18 protein-coding genes are annotated in these 15,002 nt (G+C 71.1%); 6 read left to right on the forward strand and 12 right to left on the reverse strand.

Annotated elements, in window-relative coordinates:
• Positions 1 to 23 precede the first annotated feature (23 nt).
• From IH48_RS0101775 to IH48_RS0101795, 5 genes are all read right to left on the reverse strand, one after another.
• Positions 24 to 962 carry an alpha/beta fold hydrolase gene (locus IH48_RS0101775; RefSeq protein WP_030898124.1) on the reverse strand — a complete coding sequence of 313 codons (939 nt, stop codon included), beginning with the start codon at positions 960 to 962 and terminating at the stop codon, positions 24 to 26.
• Between the two features lie 644 nt (positions 963 to 1,606).
• Complete coding sequence (locus tag IH48_RS0101780; RefSeq protein WP_030898127.1) at positions 1,607 to 2,299, reverse strand: metal-dependent transcriptional regulator; 693 nt, start codon at positions 2,297 to 2,299, stop codon at positions 1,607 to 1,609.
• A gap of 115 nt (positions 2,300 to 2,414) precedes the next feature.
• Entirely contained in the window at positions 2,415 to 3,863 is a 1,449-nt protein-coding gene (gene rox / locus IH48_RS0101785; protein WP_037840775.1) for a rifampin monooxygenase, read from the reverse strand.
• Positions 3,864 to 4,108: 245 nt separating this feature from the next.
• On the reverse strand, positions 4,109 to 4,291 hold the full coding sequence (locus tag IH48_RS0101790; protein WP_030898132.1) for a DUF397 domain-containing protein: 183 nt from the start codon (positions 4,289 to 4,291) through the stop codon (positions 4,109 to 4,111).
• The gene (locus IH48_RS0101795; protein WP_030898134.1) at positions 4,288 to 5,115 is read right to left on the reverse strand and encodes a helix-turn-helix domain-containing protein; all 828 of its coding nucleotides are present in this window, start codon (positions 5,113 to 5,115) and stop codon (positions 4,288 to 4,290) included. The genes IH48_RS0101790 and IH48_RS0101795 overlap by 4 nt, the downstream gene beginning before the upstream one ends.
• Before the next feature lie 149 nt (positions 5,116 to 5,264).
• Here IH48_RS0101795 and IH48_RS0101800 point away from each other — a divergent pair, with 149 nt between their 5' ends.
• Positions 5,265 to 5,747 (forward strand): ATP-binding protein, encoded by a 483-nt coding sequence (locus IH48_RS0101800; protein ID WP_078849460.1) that lies wholly within the window; start codon positions 5,265 to 5,267, stop codon positions 5,745 to 5,747.
• On the opposite strand, the gene IH48_RS0101805 is transcribed toward IH48_RS0101800, so the two are convergent.
• The gene (locus tag IH48_RS0101805) at positions 5,729 to 6,346 is read right to left on the reverse strand and encodes a dihydrofolate reductase family protein (RefSeq protein ID WP_030898140.1); all 618 of its coding nucleotides are present in this window, start codon (positions 6,344 to 6,346) and stop codon (positions 5,729 to 5,731) included. The two genes, IH48_RS0101800 and IH48_RS0101805, sit on opposite strands and share 19 nt — an antisense overlap.
• 93 nt (positions 6,347 to 6,439) lie before the next feature.
• Positions 6,440 to 7,351 carry a LysR family transcriptional regulator gene (locus IH48_RS0101810; protein WP_030898141.1) on the reverse strand — a complete coding sequence of 304 codons (912 nt, stop codon included), beginning with the start codon at positions 7,349 to 7,351 and terminating at the stop codon, positions 6,440 to 6,442.
• A gap of 87 nt (positions 7,352 to 7,438) precedes the next feature.
• On the opposite strand from IH48_RS0101810, the gene IH48_RS0101815 reads away from it, so the two are divergent.
• Positions 7,439 to 7,885, forward strand: coding sequence for an ester cyclase (locus tag IH48_RS0101815; RefSeq protein ID WP_234434088.1), 447 nt, complete (start codon positions 7,439 to 7,441; stop codon positions 7,883 to 7,885).
• Here the strand turns inward: IH48_RS0101815 and IH48_RS0101820 are convergent.
• Complete coding sequence (locus IH48_RS0101820; RefSeq protein WP_051838971.1) at positions 7,882 to 9,003, reverse strand: NAD(P)-dependent oxidoreductase; 1,122 nt, start codon at positions 9,001 to 9,003, stop codon at positions 7,882 to 7,884. The two genes, IH48_RS0101815 and IH48_RS0101820, sit on opposite strands and share 4 nt — an antisense overlap.
• A 229-nt stretch (positions 9,004 to 9,232) precedes the next feature.
• Here IH48_RS0101820 and IH48_RS0101825 point away from each other — a divergent pair, with 229 nt between their 5' ends.
• Positions 9,233 to 9,997 carry an alpha/beta hydrolase gene (locus tag IH48_RS0101825; RefSeq protein WP_030898151.1) on the forward strand — a complete coding sequence of 255 codons (765 nt, stop codon included), beginning with the start codon at positions 9,233 to 9,235 and terminating at the stop codon, positions 9,995 to 9,997.
• A gap of 218 nt (positions 9,998 to 10,215) precedes the next feature.
• Positions 10,216 to 10,428, forward strand: coding sequence for a DUF6980 family protein (locus tag IH48_RS34700; RefSeq protein WP_420705432.1), 213 nt, complete (start codon positions 10,216 to 10,218; stop codon positions 10,426 to 10,428).
• Positions 10,429 to 10,442: 14 nt separating this feature from the next.
• Here the strand turns inward: IH48_RS34700 and IH48_RS0101830 are convergent, their stop codons facing one another.
• On the reverse strand, positions 10,443 to 11,108 hold the full coding sequence (locus IH48_RS0101830; RefSeq protein ID WP_030898154.1) for a hypothetical protein: 666 nt from the start codon (positions 11,106 to 11,108) through the stop codon (positions 10,443 to 10,445).
• Between the two features lie 206 nt (positions 11,109 to 11,314).
• Complete coding sequence (locus IH48_RS0101835) at positions 11,315 to 12,280, reverse strand: phosphotransferase family protein (protein ID WP_030898156.1); 966 nt, start codon at positions 12,278 to 12,280, stop codon at positions 11,315 to 11,317.
• A gap of 117 nt (positions 12,281 to 12,397) precedes the next feature.
• Here IH48_RS0101835 and IH48_RS0101840 point away from each other — a divergent pair, with 117 nt between their 5' ends.
• Positions 12,398 to 13,192: an SDR family oxidoreductase gene (locus IH48_RS0101840; protein ID WP_199809870.1), complete on the forward strand. Its 795-nt coding sequence runs from the start codon at positions 12,398 to 12,400 to the stop codon at positions 13,190 to 13,192.
• Positions 13,193 to 13,218: 26 nt separating this feature from the next.
• On the opposite strand, the gene IH48_RS0101845 is transcribed toward IH48_RS0101840, so the two are convergent.
• Together IH48_RS0101845 and IH48_RS0101850 are read right to left on the reverse strand one after the other, a co-directional pair.
• Entirely contained in the window at positions 13,219 to 13,656 is a 438-nt protein-coding gene (locus tag IH48_RS0101845; protein ID WP_030898160.1) for a VOC family protein, read from the reverse strand.
• Positions 13,657 to 13,690: 34 nt separating this feature from the next.
• The gene (locus tag IH48_RS0101850) at positions 13,691 to 14,125 is read right to left on the reverse strand and encodes a helix-turn-helix domain-containing protein (RefSeq protein WP_420705433.1); all 435 of its coding nucleotides are present in this window, start codon (positions 14,123 to 14,125) and stop codon (positions 13,691 to 13,693) included.
• Positions 14,126 to 14,246: 121 nt separating this feature from the next.
• Between IH48_RS0101850 and IH48_RS0101855 the strand changes: the two genes are divergently transcribed.
• Positions 14,247 to 14,999, forward strand: a complete 753-nt coding sequence (locus IH48_RS0101855; protein ID WP_030898163.1) for an SIS domain-containing protein — start codon at positions 14,247 to 14,249, stop codon at positions 14,997 to 14,999.
• Positions 15,000 to 15,002: the final 3 nt, after the last annotated feature.

Raw genomic sequence — 15,002 nt, forward strand, 5'->3', positions numbered from 1 at the left:
CCACCGGGCCCTGTCAGGCGGTGTCAGGCGGTGAGTACGCCGTTGAGGAACGGTTCCGTCGCCGCGCGCCAGGCCGCCGGGTCCGCGTAGTGCACCAGGTGGCCCGCGTCGGGGATCTCCGCGTACGCGCCGTGCGGCAGCACCCGCACCATCTCCATCGCCTCCGCCCGCCCCAGCTCCCCGTCGATCCCGCGCACCACCAGCGTCGGGCAGCGGACCTGCGCCAGCTCCTCCCAGTGCGCGTCGAGCACCCACGCCTCGCGCGTGCGCAGCATCTGGCGGCGGGAGAAGACCGGCCGCCAGCCGTCGTCGGCGCGCCGCAGCATGTCCGCGTGGAAGTCCCCGCGCGCCGGGACCCGGACGCCCCCCAGCCATGCGTCCTCCTCGGCGAACCAGCGTCGGGCCGCGCCGAGCGAGGGGAACGGCAGCGGCCAGCTGCTGAACCAGTCCTCCCACTCCCGCTGCGACGCCGCGCCGAGCGCGGACGCCCGCATGTCGAAGACGACCAGGGCGCGCACGAGATCCGGCCGCCTCGCGGCCAGCTGCCAGGCCGTCAGCGCGCCCATCGCGTGGCCGATCAGCGTGACCGGCGCAAGCCCGAGCGCCTCGATCACGGCCTCGGCGTCCGCCACGTACGCCTCGCGCGTCAGCAGGCCGTCCGCCGGGCGCTCGCTCTCGCCGTGCCCGCGCTGGTCGAAGGCGACCACGCGGTGCCCCTCGGCCAGCCAGCGCGCCGTGCCCGACCAGTGGGACGCGCGCCCCATCAGCCCGTGGAGCAGCAGCACGCCCGACTCACCGGCGGCGGGGGCGGCGGGGGCGGCGGGGGCTCCCACGCCGCCCGCACCGTCAACGCCGCCCCCGCGGCCGCTTCCGCACCCGTACTCCCAGGCTGCGAGACGTAGGCCATCGGCGCCCGTCACTTCGGTCCGCCGTACCGCGTGCTGCGCGTACTGCTCCGGCATGCGACCTGGCACCCCCTTCGGTTCTGCGTGTCTTCGGTCTGTTCGGCCTGCTCGGCCTCGCCTGCCGTCTGCCTGGTCGAAGCAGTCGGAGCGATGGGAGGGATCGGAGGAATCGGTTCTGTGGCGTCGGCCGGCCGGTCCTGAGGTGGTCGGGATCAGGTACGGAGCGCCGTTCGGTGGGCATTCGCGGCTTTCGCCCCCGCCGTGTGCGTGGCACTGCCACACTCATCGCGGACGCGGTCGAACCTCTGTTGGTTCTGGCCCGATCTTATCGAACTCGTATTCGAACACGCGCGTCTCGCACGGAACATCGCTCATTCGAGTGACCACCTCACAGGGTTGACCGTCGGACGCCTGGGGAGATCTTTGACCGGGAGGCGGACCGCTCGGGGATGACGGTCCGAGGGGATTGACCCTGGGAGCTCGGGGCTCCGGGTCAGCAAAGGGGAGGACGGGCCCCGGTGCCGCTCAGCACCGGGGCCTCCACTCTGTTCACGGCCCTCTTGGTGGGCCGGCGCGCGGCACGACCCGCCGGCGGCCGCCCACGCGGCCCGCCGCCGGCGCCGTCGCCGATAGGCCCCACACGCCCCCACCCCCCACCGCACCAGCCCCCTGTTCGCCCGGCCCGCTCAGGCCGGACGGGATCAGCGCTTGGCCACGAACACGTGCGAGGCGACCTCGGCCCCCAGCTCGGCCGCCTCCCCGCTACTGCCGACGAGCACGCCCGCCGGCGACTCCGTCACGCTCACCACGGACCCGGGCTGCACGCCCGCGCGCCGCAGCGTGTACATGAGCTGCGCGTCCGTCTGGATCGGCTCCCCGATCCGCCGCACGATGACGGTCTTGCCGTCCCCGCCCGCGTCGAGATCCGCGAGGCTGACAAGCCCCGCGTCCAGGAACGGATCCACCTCGGACGCCTCGCCCAGCTCGTCGAGGCCCGGGATCGGGTTGCCGTACGGCGATTCCGTCGGATGCCGCAGCAAGTCGAGCACACGGCGCTCGACGGCCTCGCTCATCACGTGTTCCCACCGGCAGGCCTCCGCGTGCACCTGCTCCCACTCCAGGCCGATCACGTCCACGAGCAGGCATTCCGCGAGCCGGTGCTTGCGCATGACGCGCGTGGCGAGCATGCGGCCCTCGTCCGTCAGCTCAAGGTGGCGGTCGCCCGCGACCTGCACCAGGCCGTCGCGCTCCATCCGCGCCACCGTCTGGCTGACCGTCGGGCCGCTCTGATCGAGCCGCTCGGCGATGCGGGCGCGCATGGGGACAACGCCTTCCTCTTCCAGTTCGAGGATGGTGCGGAGATACATCTCCGTGGTGTCGATCAGTCCGGACATACGTGCCCCTTGTGGATTCGTTGCGGCCCTGCCCTCAATTCTGACGCATCCCACCGACAACCGTGCCGTGTCGTCGAACCCGCGAGCACATGACCGACGGAAAGCGACCGACCGCTCACGCACGGCTGCCGGGCGCGCCGAACCAGCGGGCGAGGCGCGCGTCCAGGTCGCGCTGGTCGTCGCCCACCCAGGCGACGTGGCCGTCGGGCCGCAGCAGGGCGCAGGGGACGTCCAGGGCCGCGTCGGGATCCGCGAGGTGGTCGACGCGGTCCGACCAGCCGGCGGCGGTCAGGCGCCCGGTGCGGTCGAGCAGCAGGCCGCGGCCGTGGTGCAGCAGATCGTAGAGGTGGCGGCCCTGGGCCACGTCGATGTCGCGCATACGGCGACCGAGCGGCTCGGGGCCGGGGCCCTCGCCGAAGTCGTAGCGGATGTCGATCGCGGTGATCTTCTCGATCAGGCGGCGGTTCACCTCGTCGAGGTCCATCAGCTCGGTGAGCAGCCTGCGCACGGCCCGCGGACCCGGCTCCGGGGACAGCAGTTCCATCTGGGCTCGGGTGTTGTCGAGCACCTCCGCGGCTACGGGGTGGCGTTCGGCCTGGTAGGTGTCGAGCAGCGTCTCCGGCGCCCAGCCGCGAACCTGTGCGGCGAGTTTCCAGCCAAGGTTGAAGGCGTCCTGGACGCCCAGGTTGAGGCCCTGCCCGCCGGTGGGCGGATGGATGTGCGCCGCGTCACCGGCCAGCAGGACCCGGCCGACGCGGTAGCGCTCGGCGAGACGGGTGGCGTCCCCGAAGCGGGACAGCCAGCGCGGGGAGTGCACGCCGAAGTCGGTACCGGCGACGGCGATGAGCCGTCGCCTGAACTCTTCGAGAGTGGGCGGCTGCGTGCTGTCGCCGACGTGGCCAGGGACGGGGACCACGACGCGGTGGGCCCCGCCGGGGAAGGGCCGGATACTGAAGGCCTTGTGTGTCTCACGCACCTCGGCCACCCTGGCGGCGACCTCAGCGCCCGGCACGCCCACTTCCATCTCGCCCATCAGCGTCTCGTTGCGCGAGGGCTCGCCGGGGAAGCCGACGCCGAGCAGCTTGCGCACCGTGCTGCGCGCGCCGTCGCACCCGACGAGGTAGCGGGCACGCAGCCGCTCGCCCGGATTACTCGTCTCGACGCTCACACCCTCGTCGTCCTGCTCGAACCCGGCCACCGCACAACCGCGCCGAACGTCCGCGCCCAGTCGGGTCGCGTGCTCTTCGAGCAGGCGGACGACGACCGGCTGCGGGATGCCCAGCAGGTAGGCGTGCGCGGTGTCGAGTCCGGTGGGCGCGGGTTTGTCGATGGCGGCGAAGAAGCCACCGGCCGGGCGGCGCCTGCCGTGTTCGAGGAGGCTGTCGAGGAGCCCGCGCATGGCCATCAGCTCGATGCTGCGGATGTGCAGTCCGACGACGCGGACGAAGGACGCGGGCTCGGTTTCCGCGTCCAGGACGAGTACCCGTACGCCGTGCAACCGCAGCTCGGCGGCCAGCATCGCGCCGGCCGGGCCGCACCCGGCAATGATGACGTCGAAGTCCATAGGAGGTGCCTTTCGGGAGTGCCGTGTTGTCAGGCGCTCCCGGCGACACCTATGACAGTCGCCAGGCCGTGACGGGAACGGGGAGCACCCACGTCGATACAACGTTCATGGGTCTCACCTCCTCGGGCGGTGTCACTGGCCCCGGCAAACTACAAGCCACGACATGGGCCCGTCCAATCCTTTTTCGCTGCGCTGTACGCGCGCGGAGGCCGCCGTACGCGGACGTACGACGGCCTCGGCGATCGTCAGTCGCGCACGAGCACGACGAACCTCTCCCACGCGGCGGGCTCGACGGTCAGTATCGGCCCGCTCGTCCGCTTCGAGTCACGCACGTGCACGGCGGAGGCGGTGTCGCAGGCGGCGACCTCGACGCATTCGCCGCCCTCGCTACCGCTGTAGCTGCTCTTGAACCAGGCCAGCTCGGTCATGTCACTCCCAGGAGTCCCTCGATGTGGGCCAGCGACTCACGCGGGGTGAGTGCCTGCGCTCGGAGAATCCCGTACCGCGACCCGAGCTCGTGGACCTTCACGTGGTCACTGTAGAGACGACTGTCCCCCTGCGCCTCGGCGTACGCCAGTCGGCGACCCGAATCCGTGTCGATCATAGTGAACGCACCGTCCAGGCCCGCATGGTCCTCCCGGTCGGTCGGCATGACCTGGACATCGACGTTGCGATGGTGCGCAAGGAGAAGGATCTGCTCCAACTGGCCGCGCAACACAGTCTGTCCACCGATCGGCCGGTGCAGCACCGCCTCCTCGATCAGGAAGCTGAGCAGCGGAGGCTGGCGCCGGGAGTAGATCTCCTGGCGAGCCAGACGCGCCATGACCCGCTGCTCGATCATCTCGTCGCCGAGGACCGGACGGCGCATCTGTAGGACTGCCCGCGCGTACTCCTCGGTCTGGAGCAGACCAGGCACAGCCTGAACCGCATACGCGCATAGGCCTACGGCCTTGGCCTCAAGCACGGCCATGTCCCGGAAGAACGCCGGGTACTGGGCCTTGGCGACCTCCTCCTTCATCGCCTTGAGGAGGCCGCCCGCGTCCAGGACCTCGTCCGCCTTGTCAATCGCGTGCGGCGACGGAATGCGGCGCCCCTGCTCGAACGACGCGATGCTGGAGGGCGAGTAGCCGACGAGCTTGCCGAACGCGTCGCGTTCGAGGCCCGCGCGTTGCCTTAACAGCTTCAGTTGCCGCCCGAAGGCGCTGACGACACCACCCGCCTCTCCACCGTCCGGCGTCGTGAAGTCCTCCATCACGGCGTCTCGTTCATCGGTGTCCACACCCGTCCCCTTAGCTCACTCGGCGTGCCTCGTACCCGTGCCGCACACACACCTACAAGGCCACCATGTCCGTGCGTCACCACTGGTCACGCTACGCCACCAACGAGACCGTGGTCGGCGTGATGGAGGAAATCGTGAAGATCGAGGAGCCGGTGGTGGAACGCGAGTTCGGCATGAGGTTCAGCTCGACTCCCCGAGGCGCCCGGCTGGCGCGGCGGCTGACCGCCCACCGGCTCAACGCCTGGGGCCTGCCCTACGACTCGACGGCGAACGAGACCGCACTCGCGATCGTGGCCGAGCTCGGCGCGAACGCCGTGCAGCACGGGCGGGTGGCCGGGCGGGACTTCCACCTGCTGCTGCGGCTGGCGGGCAACACCGTACGCGTCGAGGTAACCGACACCCGGCCGGAACGCGAGCCGGAGCGACGCATCCCGGCGTCGGACGCGCCGCTCGCGGAGTCGGGGCGCGGGCTCACGATCGTGGACTGCCTGGCGGATACGTGGGGCTGGTATCCGCGTCGGCACGGTCCGGGCAAGACGGTGTGGGCGCAGTACGTGCACACTGCACTGCGAACGTCAGAATGCCATCACCGGGCGATGTCGTAGGTCAGGTGCGTCGCGGTCGACGTCGGGACCACGCTCCGCTGCACGAGCCTGCGTTGCACTCCGGCGGTGGACAGTGGCGTCCCGGCGCCCAGCACGACGGGCGCGAGGTGCAGCGTCAACACGTCGACCAGCCCGGCGGCGAGGGCGGAGCCGACCGTGGCGCCGCCGCCCATGAGGACGACGTCGAGCTCCTTGTCGCTGTCGGACGACGCAGCCTCGGCACGCTCGCGCGCGGCGGCGACGGCGTCGGGCAGGCCGGTGGTGACGAACGTCCAGTCCAGGCCGCTTGTCCGCACCGACTCCGGCGGCGAGCTCGTCACGACGACGAACGCGGGCTTGCCGACCTCGCCGGCGCCGTACCCGGTCGTGTCGTCCCAGCCCTTCGGCCCGTCGACGATGTCGAAGAGACGCCGTCCGAGGATGACGGCGCCGGAGCGGGCGGTCCCCTCGCGCAGGATGCGGCGGTCGTCGGGGTCGTCGGAGAACGCCCACGTGTGCAGGGCCTCACCGCCGGTGCCCAGACCGTTGTCGAGGCCGGGATCGGGGCCGGTGACGAAGCCGTCGAGAGAGACCGAGATGTCAGCGATGATGCGAGTCATACCAGGGCAGACCCGATCGGCCGCCCGAATTCATCGCCTCGCGACGGGTTCCACCGCCAGTCCGCCCGCCGGGAGATCCGAGACGGCCCCGGATCAGGCGTTGGCGTTGCGGAGAGAGGCGGCCTGGTTCTGCAGGGCCGTCACCATCGCCTGCGCCTGGGTGGAAGGACGGGGCTGGGTCACGGCGACCGTCGCGCGCCCGGCCCAGGAGCTGTCGGTGACGGCCACGGCACGTACGCCTGTCGGCAGGGCCGGTAGGGCCACGTCCGGGATGACAGTGATGCCCAGGCCGGCCGCGACCAGGCCGAGGCGGGTCGACCAGCTGCGCGCGGTGTGGGCGATGCGGGGATCCGGCAGGGTCGGCCAGGCTCCGAACTGCGGCTCGCCCGCGGCGCCGTCCCCGGCGATCCAGTGCTCCTGGGCGAGATCGGGCACGGTGATGCCGACGTGGCCGGCGAACCGGTGCGTGTCCGGGACAGCCACCAGAAGATCGCCCTGGAGCACTGTGGTCTGCCGCAGTTCGCTCAGGTCGTAGTCCGGCAGGCCGTGGCCGACCCCGATGACCGCCGCGTCCAGCCGGCCGAGCCGCAGCCGCCGGAGCAGGGCGGGCGTCGAGGCCTCCGAAAGGATCACAGCGAGCCCCGGATGATCGGCCACCACCTGTGCCATCGCCCGCGGGACCAACGCCATGGCGGCCGTGGGGTAGGCACCGACAGTGAGGCGGCCTGCGAGCCGGTCACGCAGACCGGCGAGCTCCATCTCGGTCGCCGCGACGTCGGCGAGGATCTCCGTCGCACGGCGGATCAGCACCTGGCCCGCCGGGGTGAGTGCCACGCCTCTGCGCCGGCGGTCGAAGACCGGTGCACCTGCCGCCGCCTCCATGGCGGCGACCTGGCGGGAGACGGCCGACTGCGTGTAGCCGAGCATCTCGGCGGCCCGAGTGAACGATCCCGTGGCCGCGACCTGCTGAACGACGCGGAGGCCCGCAAGGGTGAACTCAGCCATGACCGCGAACCTACCATGCATGTTTGTCATGGAAACCGTGCGGAATCATCGTTGGACCGCATGGCTGGAGGCGGGCAGGCTGGAGACATGACACAGCGATTCACGCGAAACGAGCTCGTAGCACGACTGATCCGTGCGGGTGAGCTGGAGGTGTCGGGCGAGGACCCGGCCGAGACCGCGACGTACTTCGACACGGAGAAGTTCCGCTTCCACGGGCCTGACGGCTTCGAGAGCGACTTCGCCGGGCTCACCGCCTACTTCGACTCCGTGCGCGAGGCCTTCGACGACCGGGCGATCCGGCGCGGCATCGTGGTGGCCGAAGGTGACCACCTGGCTTGCCAGACATGGATCGAAGGCACCTTCGTCCGCGAGTTCACCCAGTCGCCGGCCGGCCCGCTGCCGCCCAACGGCAAACGCATCGTGTTCGACCTGATCAACATCTTCCGGTTCGACGACCGTGGACGCCTCGTCGAGGAGTGGGTACGCACGGACAACCGCGGCCTGCTGCGCCGGCTGGGCGCCGAAGGAAGCTAGCCGGGCGGCCGCCAGGGCGGCTTGGTTGCGCCGCCTGCGCACCCCGTTGCGGGTGTCGCCACCGGCACGCCATCGGGGCGCCCGGCGAGCAGGGCTGCCATGTGGTCCGCGCAGCGGATCGCCGCCTCGGCCATGGCGGTGCGGGTCACTCCGGCGATGTGCGGTGTGAGCAGTGCGCCGGGGACGCCGAACAACGGCGAGGCGAAGGCCGCGTGCTCGTGGCCGAAGGTGTCGACGGCGGCGGCTGCCGGCGGGTGCGCCGGGTCGCGGAGCGCGTCGGCCAGCGCCTGCTCGTCGACGATCCCGCCGCGCGCGGTATTCAGCAGGACGGCGCCCCTGCGCATGCTCGCCAGTTCCATTCGGCCGATCAGGCCACGGGTGGTGTCTGTGAGTGGCAGGTGCAGTGACACCACGTCGCTGGTGGACAGGAGGTCGTGCAGGGTGTCCGCGCGGCGGATCGGCGTCGGTACCGGATTGCGCGAGAAGTACTGGACGGCCATGCCCAGCGCGGTCGCGCGCGCGGCCAGTGCCCGTCCGATCCGGCCGAGGCCCACGACGCCCAGGGTCAGCTCTGCGAGTTGCGGCGGGGGAACGGTCGGTGTGCCCCAACGCCCCTGATGTGCGGCACCGTTGTGGGTGGCCAGGTCGCGGGTCAGGGCGAGGAGCTGAGCCAGGGCGAATTCGGCCACGGCGTCGGCGTTGGAGCCCGGTGTGTGCGTGACGGTCACACTGTGGCGGGCTGCGGCGGCCAGGTCGACGTGGTCGGTGCCCGCGCCTGCCCGGCCGATCACGCGGAGCGGGTGTGCCAGCACGGGGTCGGTGGCGGCGGCGATGAGCCCGGCGCGAAGAGGCGCACCCGCGCGGGACTTGACCGCGTCGTAGCCGCGCCCGTCGCGCACGAACTCGGCGGTCGTGGCCCGCTCGTCGAAGAGGTCGAAGTCCACGAGATCGACCCGGCCCGCCCACTTGGCCCGTGTGTCAGCCGAGTCGGTGATGCGCCGGAGGTTCAGTGTGACGTCCAGGCCGTGCCCGAGGAGGCGCTCCAGCTCACGGCCGAGGAGGTCCCCGGGCGCGGCGTCCAGCAACAGCACGCGCGCTTGCGCCCGTCGCTCCCCCATGCGCGTACGCCCCCCGTTTCGGTCCGCCAGCCTCGCAGCAGGACTTTATTGGGTTGAAGGGATGAAGTGCAGTGCGGTAGCTTCCAGTCGACCGTGACACCGCCCGAGGAGGTGAGACCCATGAACGCTGTATCGACGTGGGTGCTCCCCGTTCCCGTCACGGCCTGGCGACTGACATAGGCGTCGCCGGGAGCGCCTGACAACACGGCACTCCCGAAAGGCAACACCTATGTCCTCTCTTCAGTTCACCGCCGAATCGTCGTCGCACGGCATACTGGAACGTGACTTCACCGTGGGTGATGTCCCCGGCGTTCTCTGGTCACCGGCTGCCGGTTCCGATCGTGCGCCCCTGGTCCTGATGGGCCATGGCGGCGGCAACCACAAGAAGCACCCGGCCATGTCCGGACGGGCACAGCGCTTGGTGACGGGCTGCGGCTTCCATGTCGCCGTCGTCGACGCGCCCGGTCATGGCGATCGTCCGCGCACCGCGCACGACGAGGCGGAAATCGCCGAGCTGTTCCGGGCGCGGGCGGCCGGCGAGCCGGAGGGCCCGATCGTCGTCCGGTACAACGACCACTTGGCGCAGCTGTCCGTGCCCGAGTACCAGGCGACCCTGGACGCCCTCCAGGGACTCCCGGAGATCGGCGCCGAGGGGCCGGTCGGCTACTGGGGCATCAACATGGGCACCGCGATCGGCGTGCCGTTCGTGGCAGCCGACCCCCGGATCACGGCCGCGGTCTTCGGCCAGCACTGGCCCGACGTTCTGGCCGAGAAGGCGAAGCAGATCACCATCCCGATCGAGTTCGATCTGCAGTGGGACGATGAGCACATCTCGCGCGAGGAGGGTCTCGCGCTGTTCGACGCCTTCGCCTCGAAGGAGAAGTCGTTGCACGTGAACTCGGGCATGCACAAGGAGCTGCCCCGGTTCGAGGCCGACAGCGCGGTCCGGTTCTTCGCCCGGCACCTCGGCGGAGCCGTCACCGCGTCGGCGTGACGTCCGCGGTAGCGGCGTCCGGCTCGCATGCCGGGCGCCGCGACCGCAGTCCCGGCATGCGGGGCGCCACCATCAAACGACGTCCCACGGCACGGTGCAGGTCGGCTATTGAAGGAGCAGCGCCGTTGATCTCTACATGCAGCATCTCGGCACAGTAGCCAACAACCACGGACTGGCACGCAGGCCGCAGCCTCGGGTGGCCACACCGCCCCAACCCGGTGGTTGCCCTGCTGCAAACGCTGATCATCCACGACGGCGGCACATCGGGCGCCACTATCGATTTCTGCCCCTGGTGCGGACGACGCCTGCCCGCATCACAGCGGGACCGATGGTTCGACGAACTGGAACGCCGTGGGATCGATCCGTGGGAGGACGAAGTCACGGCCGAGTTCCAGGACGCCCGCTGGCTCGCCGCCCCGCCTCAGGGCTGAGGGGCCAGCGGCCGTCACGACGCTTGGGACTCGCGCCATTGCGCGGAATTGCCCTGCACCTCGGCAACGCTCGGGTGACGTACAGCCTCCAGCATGTCGTCGCCAAGAAGATCAGTGATCAGAGCCGGCGGCCCGAACACCTCTGTCGCGCTGAGGTCCCAGTCGGTCAGGACGAACCAGGACCCGTCCACGGGCCACCAGTGCGCGGGGAACTGCTTACTGGTAGTCCGATTGGGTCCGACACAGGCCTCATGGCGAGCCAGGCCCTCGTCCAGCCGCCCCCGGCGAGCCGGGATCGGGTCTCCGACGCTCTCGATCGCCGCCTGCGCCCAATAGCACTCCGTCCGAGGGCCTTCGGGGCTGTGGCAAGCGAGCACCCGGATCAGATGAGTCAGGCTGTGGCGGTCGATTTCCCCAGGAGCAGGCCCCTGCAGATCGTCGGGCAGGCCCAGCCCGTCAAAAACCCTCCAGCCCGGGGTGTACTGCCAGTCCTCCAGGCTCTTTCCGACGGGCGCCAGCATAGCGTTCCACCGCACTGGTTCACCCCTCAGGGTGAGGCTGTGCAGGACCCAGCAACGGTCGGGGAAGCCATCCTGGGGCTCATAGCCCAGGATCGCCTGGGGTTCCTCCAGGACGGCACGCATACCGCCCAGCGAATCGCTGTCCGGCATCAGCTCCATCGCAGACTCCTTTACCACTTCGATTCAGCACATCGGGTTAGAGACTCAAGCGACGAACTGAGTCCCGGGTGTCACCACCGGCACGCCCTCCGGGCGTCCGGCGAGCAGGGCGGCCATACGGTCCGCTCAGCGGAGTGCCGCCTCCGCCACGGCGGTACGGGTCACTCCGGCGATGTGCGGGGTGAGCAGGGCGCCCCGCCCTGTGCTCAGCCCCGCGCGTCCATCAGGGCAGTGACATAGGCGTCCAGCCGCTCCTCCACGGCTCGCGTCGTCAGCTCCGTCCTGCCTGCCTCCCGCCATGCCTGCGCCACCGACGACACCTCCTCCGAGCTTGCCAGTGCGTCCCGCACCAGCCAGTACAGCCGCTCATCCGCGGCGGCGGCCAGCATCCCGCCGGCCTCCTCGTACGCTTCGGCGAACCGCTGACCCCACACCGTGCCGTGCAGCAGCGCGAGAGTGGTGGCGCAGTGCGCCACATCGAGGTCCGCCGGGCCCCAGGAGGTCGCTGCCCAGTCGACGACGCCAGTGATCCGCGTGTCCGCCGGCCCGGAGGGGTCCGTGTCGAACAGCACGTTGCCGGGCTGGAAGTCCCGGTGCAGGAACCGCCCTTCGTAGGCCGGCGCCGGCACACGGATCACGTCGATCGCCGCGGCCCACGCCTGCGCGTCGGCCCCCTCGGGAACCACGACGGTGTCGGCGGTCGTCAGCGCCACATAGTCACGGGGCCGCTCGACGGGCCGCAGCGCGTGGATCGCCACAAGTTGGCGTGCCAGCAACGGTACGCGCGTCGCCAACCCCTCGTCGTCGAGCGCCGGTCGGCCCTCCAGATGCGTCATGAGGAGTGACGGGTACTCGCAGTGTGCGGCAGCCGGATCGACCGCGACCAGAGCAGGAGCCGGTACGCCGGTCCCGGCCAGCAGTGTCAGCGCGCCGACTTCCCTGTGCAGCAGGTCCTCGGCGCGCTCGACGTAGTACGGATCGACGAAGGTGCGCAGCACCAGGTGCCGGGTGCCACCGTCCTGGCCTCCGATGGCCAGCCTCCGCATTTCGGCGGTGATGCCGCCGCGCAGCGCCTCGGCCCCGACAATGCGCTCTCCGGGCTCCAGATACCGGCTCGCCCAGGCCAGCGTCAGAGGTCGAACGGCCGCTACCTCATCGTCGTCGTTGAACACCGTGCCACCCCACCACGCCGCCGGCTGCGCCCGCCAGCGAGTTACGGGTTCCGCACCATCGGCGCCGCCCCAAACCCGGTTGCGCGCTCCCTGGTGTCTGCCCGACCATCGGCTGCTGTGACCGCGATCCGTGACGAGCCAGCCCCCGCTTCCAAAGCGTCCCGCCGCTCCGTGGCGCTCGTCACCGGGGTCGGCCGGACCGTCGGCATCGGTGCCGCCGTCGCGACCCGGCTCGCGGAGTCCGGGTGGGACGTCGCGTTCACCTACTGGGCGCCCTACGACGACCGCATGCCGTGGGGCGCCGAGGCGGGCGCCGTCCGTGATGTGTCCGCCGCCCTCGCGGAACACGGCGGCGCCGCGCTCGCCGTGGAGGCCGACCTGGCCGATCCCGGCAGCGCCGAGCGGATCTTCGACGCGGTCGAGCAGGGGCAAGGAGGCGTGACCGCCTTGGTCATGTGCCACTGCGAGTCCGTCGACTCGGGCCTGCTCGATACCACCGTGGAGAGCTTCGACCGGCACTTCGCGGTCAACGCGCGCGGCACCTGGCTGCTGATCCGCGAGTTCGGACGGCGCTTCCGCGGCGACTTCGGGACGGGCCGCATCGTCGCGCTCACCAGCGATCACACCGTGCACAATCTGCCCTACGGAGCCAGCAAGGGCGCCCTCGACCGCATCACGCTCGCCGCCGCCCAGGAGTTCGCCCACCTCGGCGTCACGGCCAACGTGGTCAACCCGGGGCCGGTGGACACCGGTTGGATGGACGAGGGCCTGCGTGCGACGGTCGAGGAACGCACGCCCCTGGCCCGGCTGGGCACACCCCGGGACGCCGCCCACCTCGTGGACTTCCTCTGCTCACCGCGCGGCCAGTGGGTCAACGGGCAACTGCTCGCCAGCAATGGCGGGTTGGCGTAGCCCACTGAGGGCCGGGGCAGCCGGGGTCACCGCCGGTCCGGGTCGAACTCCAGCATCTGCGTCAGGCGGACGTTGTTGCCCGACGGATCGCGGAACGACGTGTCGATCCCGTACGGCTGCGCCGTCGGGGGGTCGTTGAACTCGACGCCGCGGGCGGACAGCTCCTCGTACGCGGCCTTGCAGTCGTCGGTCTCCAGGAACAGCGTCCCGCCGGCGCCCTTGGCCACCAGGTCCGAGAGGTGGGCGCTGCTCTCGTCGTCCAGCATCGGCTGCCCGGGTACCGGCATCAGCACCAGCGCGGGGCCGTCCCCACCGGGCGGGCCGACGCACAGCCATCGGAAGTTCCACGCCTCCATCGTCACGTCCGCCCGGACCTCCCAGCCGAGCTTGCGCGTGTAGAAGTCGAGCGCCTCGTCCTGGTCGTGCACCCAGAACTGCGCGTTGGCGATCTTGACCTTCGTCATGGCTGCTCCCAGCGTCGGTTGCCTGGAATCGACGCTAGGCAGTCGGCGCCCGCGTGTCTTCTCGAAACGTGCGGTTGCGCGGCCGTCCGTACGCCATGGCCACACAGCGCGGAATGCGCACGTGCCGTGCGGCGGGCGGGTGCGCCGCGCGGTAGGCCTGCGGGGGCATGCCGTACATCCTGCGGAAACTCGTCGTGAACGAGCTGATGCTCTGCACGCCCACGGCGACGCCGACCTCGGCCACCGTCCAGTCGGTCGCGAGCAGCAGGGCGGCGGCCCGCTCCAAGCGCCGGGTCAGGAGGTACTGGTGCGGCGACTCCCCGAAGGCGGCCTTGAAGGCGCGGCTGAAGTGGGCCCGGGAGAGTGCGGCGGCTTGCGCCATGTCCGCGACCGTGAGCGCATCGGCGTAGCGGGCGTCGGCGAGATCCCTGGCGCGCAGCAGATGGCGAGCGGTCGGTACGTGGGCCACGCCTCCCATTGTGCTGGGCCCGCGTCGGGGCCGGTTGACACCGGGAGGCTGCCGACCGAAGGTGATCCGCGGCACGCGCCAGTCCTGGTGCGTGCCGACCGGCACCGCAGGAGGGCCACGCATGGACGACCGCAGCACCGCAGACCGGTTCATCGGCGCCGCCATCGGGCTGCTGGAGCGCCTGCGGGACGAGGAGGGCGCGAGCATCGCGGCCGCCGGTGCGGCCATCGCGGACGCCGTGGCGGCCGGGCGGCGGCTGTTCGCGTTCGGCGCCGGGCACTCGTCGCTCGCCGCGCAGGACGTCGTCTACCGTGCGGGCGGGCTCGCCCTGATGAACCTGCTGTCCGTGCCCGGCATGACCGGCATCGACGTGCGGCCCGCGACGCTCGGCTCCGCGCTTGAGCGCGTCGAGGGGCTCGCCACCACCGTGCTGGACAGCTCGCCGGCCGCCGCGGGCGACGTGCTCGTGGTCGTCTCGCTCTCGGGGCGCAACGTCCTGCCCGTCGAGATGGCCGCGCACGCGCGCGAGCGGGGCCTGACCGTCATCGGCGTCACGTCCGTCACCTACGCGACCGAGACGACTTCGCGCAGCGCCACCGGCACCTTCCTCAAGGACCACTGCGACATCGTCCTCGACAGCAAGATCGCCGTCGGCGACGCCGAGTTGACGGCCGAGGGCGTCACCGCGCCGTTCGCGCCCGCGTCCACCGTCGTGACCAGCGCGCTCATGCAGGCCGTCATGGCCACCGCGGCCGAGACCCTCGCGGCTCGTGGCATCGAGCCGCCGCTGCTGCGCTCGGGCAACATCGACGGCGGCACCGACTGGAACCGGCAGATCATCGCGGAGAACGCCGACCGCATCTTCTGGCACTGAGCC

The organism is Streptomyces sp. NRRL F-5126 (genome assembly GCF_000721265.1).
GTDB lineage: Bacteria > Actinomycetota > Actinomycetes > Streptomycetales > Streptomycetaceae > Streptomyces.

Bases quoted from the DNA above. Each gene is read 5' to 3' on its own strand.
- IH48_RS0101775 (WP_030898124.1), bottom strand. From the start codon at position 962: ATGCCGGAGCAGTACGCGCAGCACGCGGTACGGCGGACCGAAGTGACG.
- IH48_RS0101780 (WP_030898127.1), bottom strand. From the start codon at position 2,299: ATGTCCGGACTGATCGACACCACGGAGATGTATCTCCGCACCATCCTC.
- rox (WP_037840775.1), bottom strand. From the start codon at position 3,863: ATGGACTTCGACGTCATCATTGCCGGGTGCGGCCCGGCCGGCGCGATG.
- IH48_RS0101790 (WP_030898132.1), bottom strand. From the start codon at position 4,291: ATGACCGAGCTGGCCTGGTTCAAGAGCAGCTACAGCGGTAGCGAGGGC.
- IH48_RS0101795 (WP_030898134.1), bottom strand. From the start codon at position 5,115: ATGGAGGACTTCACGACGCCGGACGGTGGAGAGGCGGGTGGTGTCGTC.
- IH48_RS0101800 (WP_078849460.1), top strand. From the start codon at position 5,265: ATGGAGGAAATCGTGAAGATCGAGGAGCCGGTGGTGGAACGCGAGTTC.
- IH48_RS0101805 (WP_030898140.1), bottom strand. From the start codon at position 6,346: ATGACTCGCATCATCGCTGACATCTCGGTCTCTCTCGACGGCTTCGTC.
- IH48_RS0101810 (WP_030898141.1), bottom strand. From the start codon at position 7,351: ATGGCTGAGTTCACCCTTGCGGGCCTCCGCGTCGTTCAGCAGGTCGCG.
- IH48_RS0101815 (WP_234434088.1), top strand. From the start codon at position 7,439: ATGACACAGCGATTCACGCGAAACGAGCTCGTAGCACGACTGATCCGT.
- IH48_RS0101820 (WP_051838971.1), bottom strand. From the start codon at position 9,003: ATGGGGGAGCGACGGGCGCAAGCGCGCGTGCTGTTGCTGGACGCCGCG.
- IH48_RS0101825 (WP_030898151.1), top strand. From the start codon at position 9,233: ATGTCCTCTCTTCAGTTCACCGCCGAATCGTCGTCGCACGGCATACTG.
- IH48_RS0101830 (WP_030898154.1), bottom strand. From the start codon at position 11,108: ATGGAGCTGATGCCGGACAGCGATTCGCTGGGCGGTATGCGTGCCGTC.
- IH48_RS0101845 (WP_030898160.1), bottom strand. From the start codon at position 13,656: ATGACGAAGGTCAAGATCGCCAACGCGCAGTTCTGGGTGCACGACCAG.
- IH48_RS0101855 (WP_030898163.1), top strand. From the start codon at position 14,247: ATGGACGACCGCAGCACCGCAGACCGGTTCATCGGCGCCGCCATCGGG.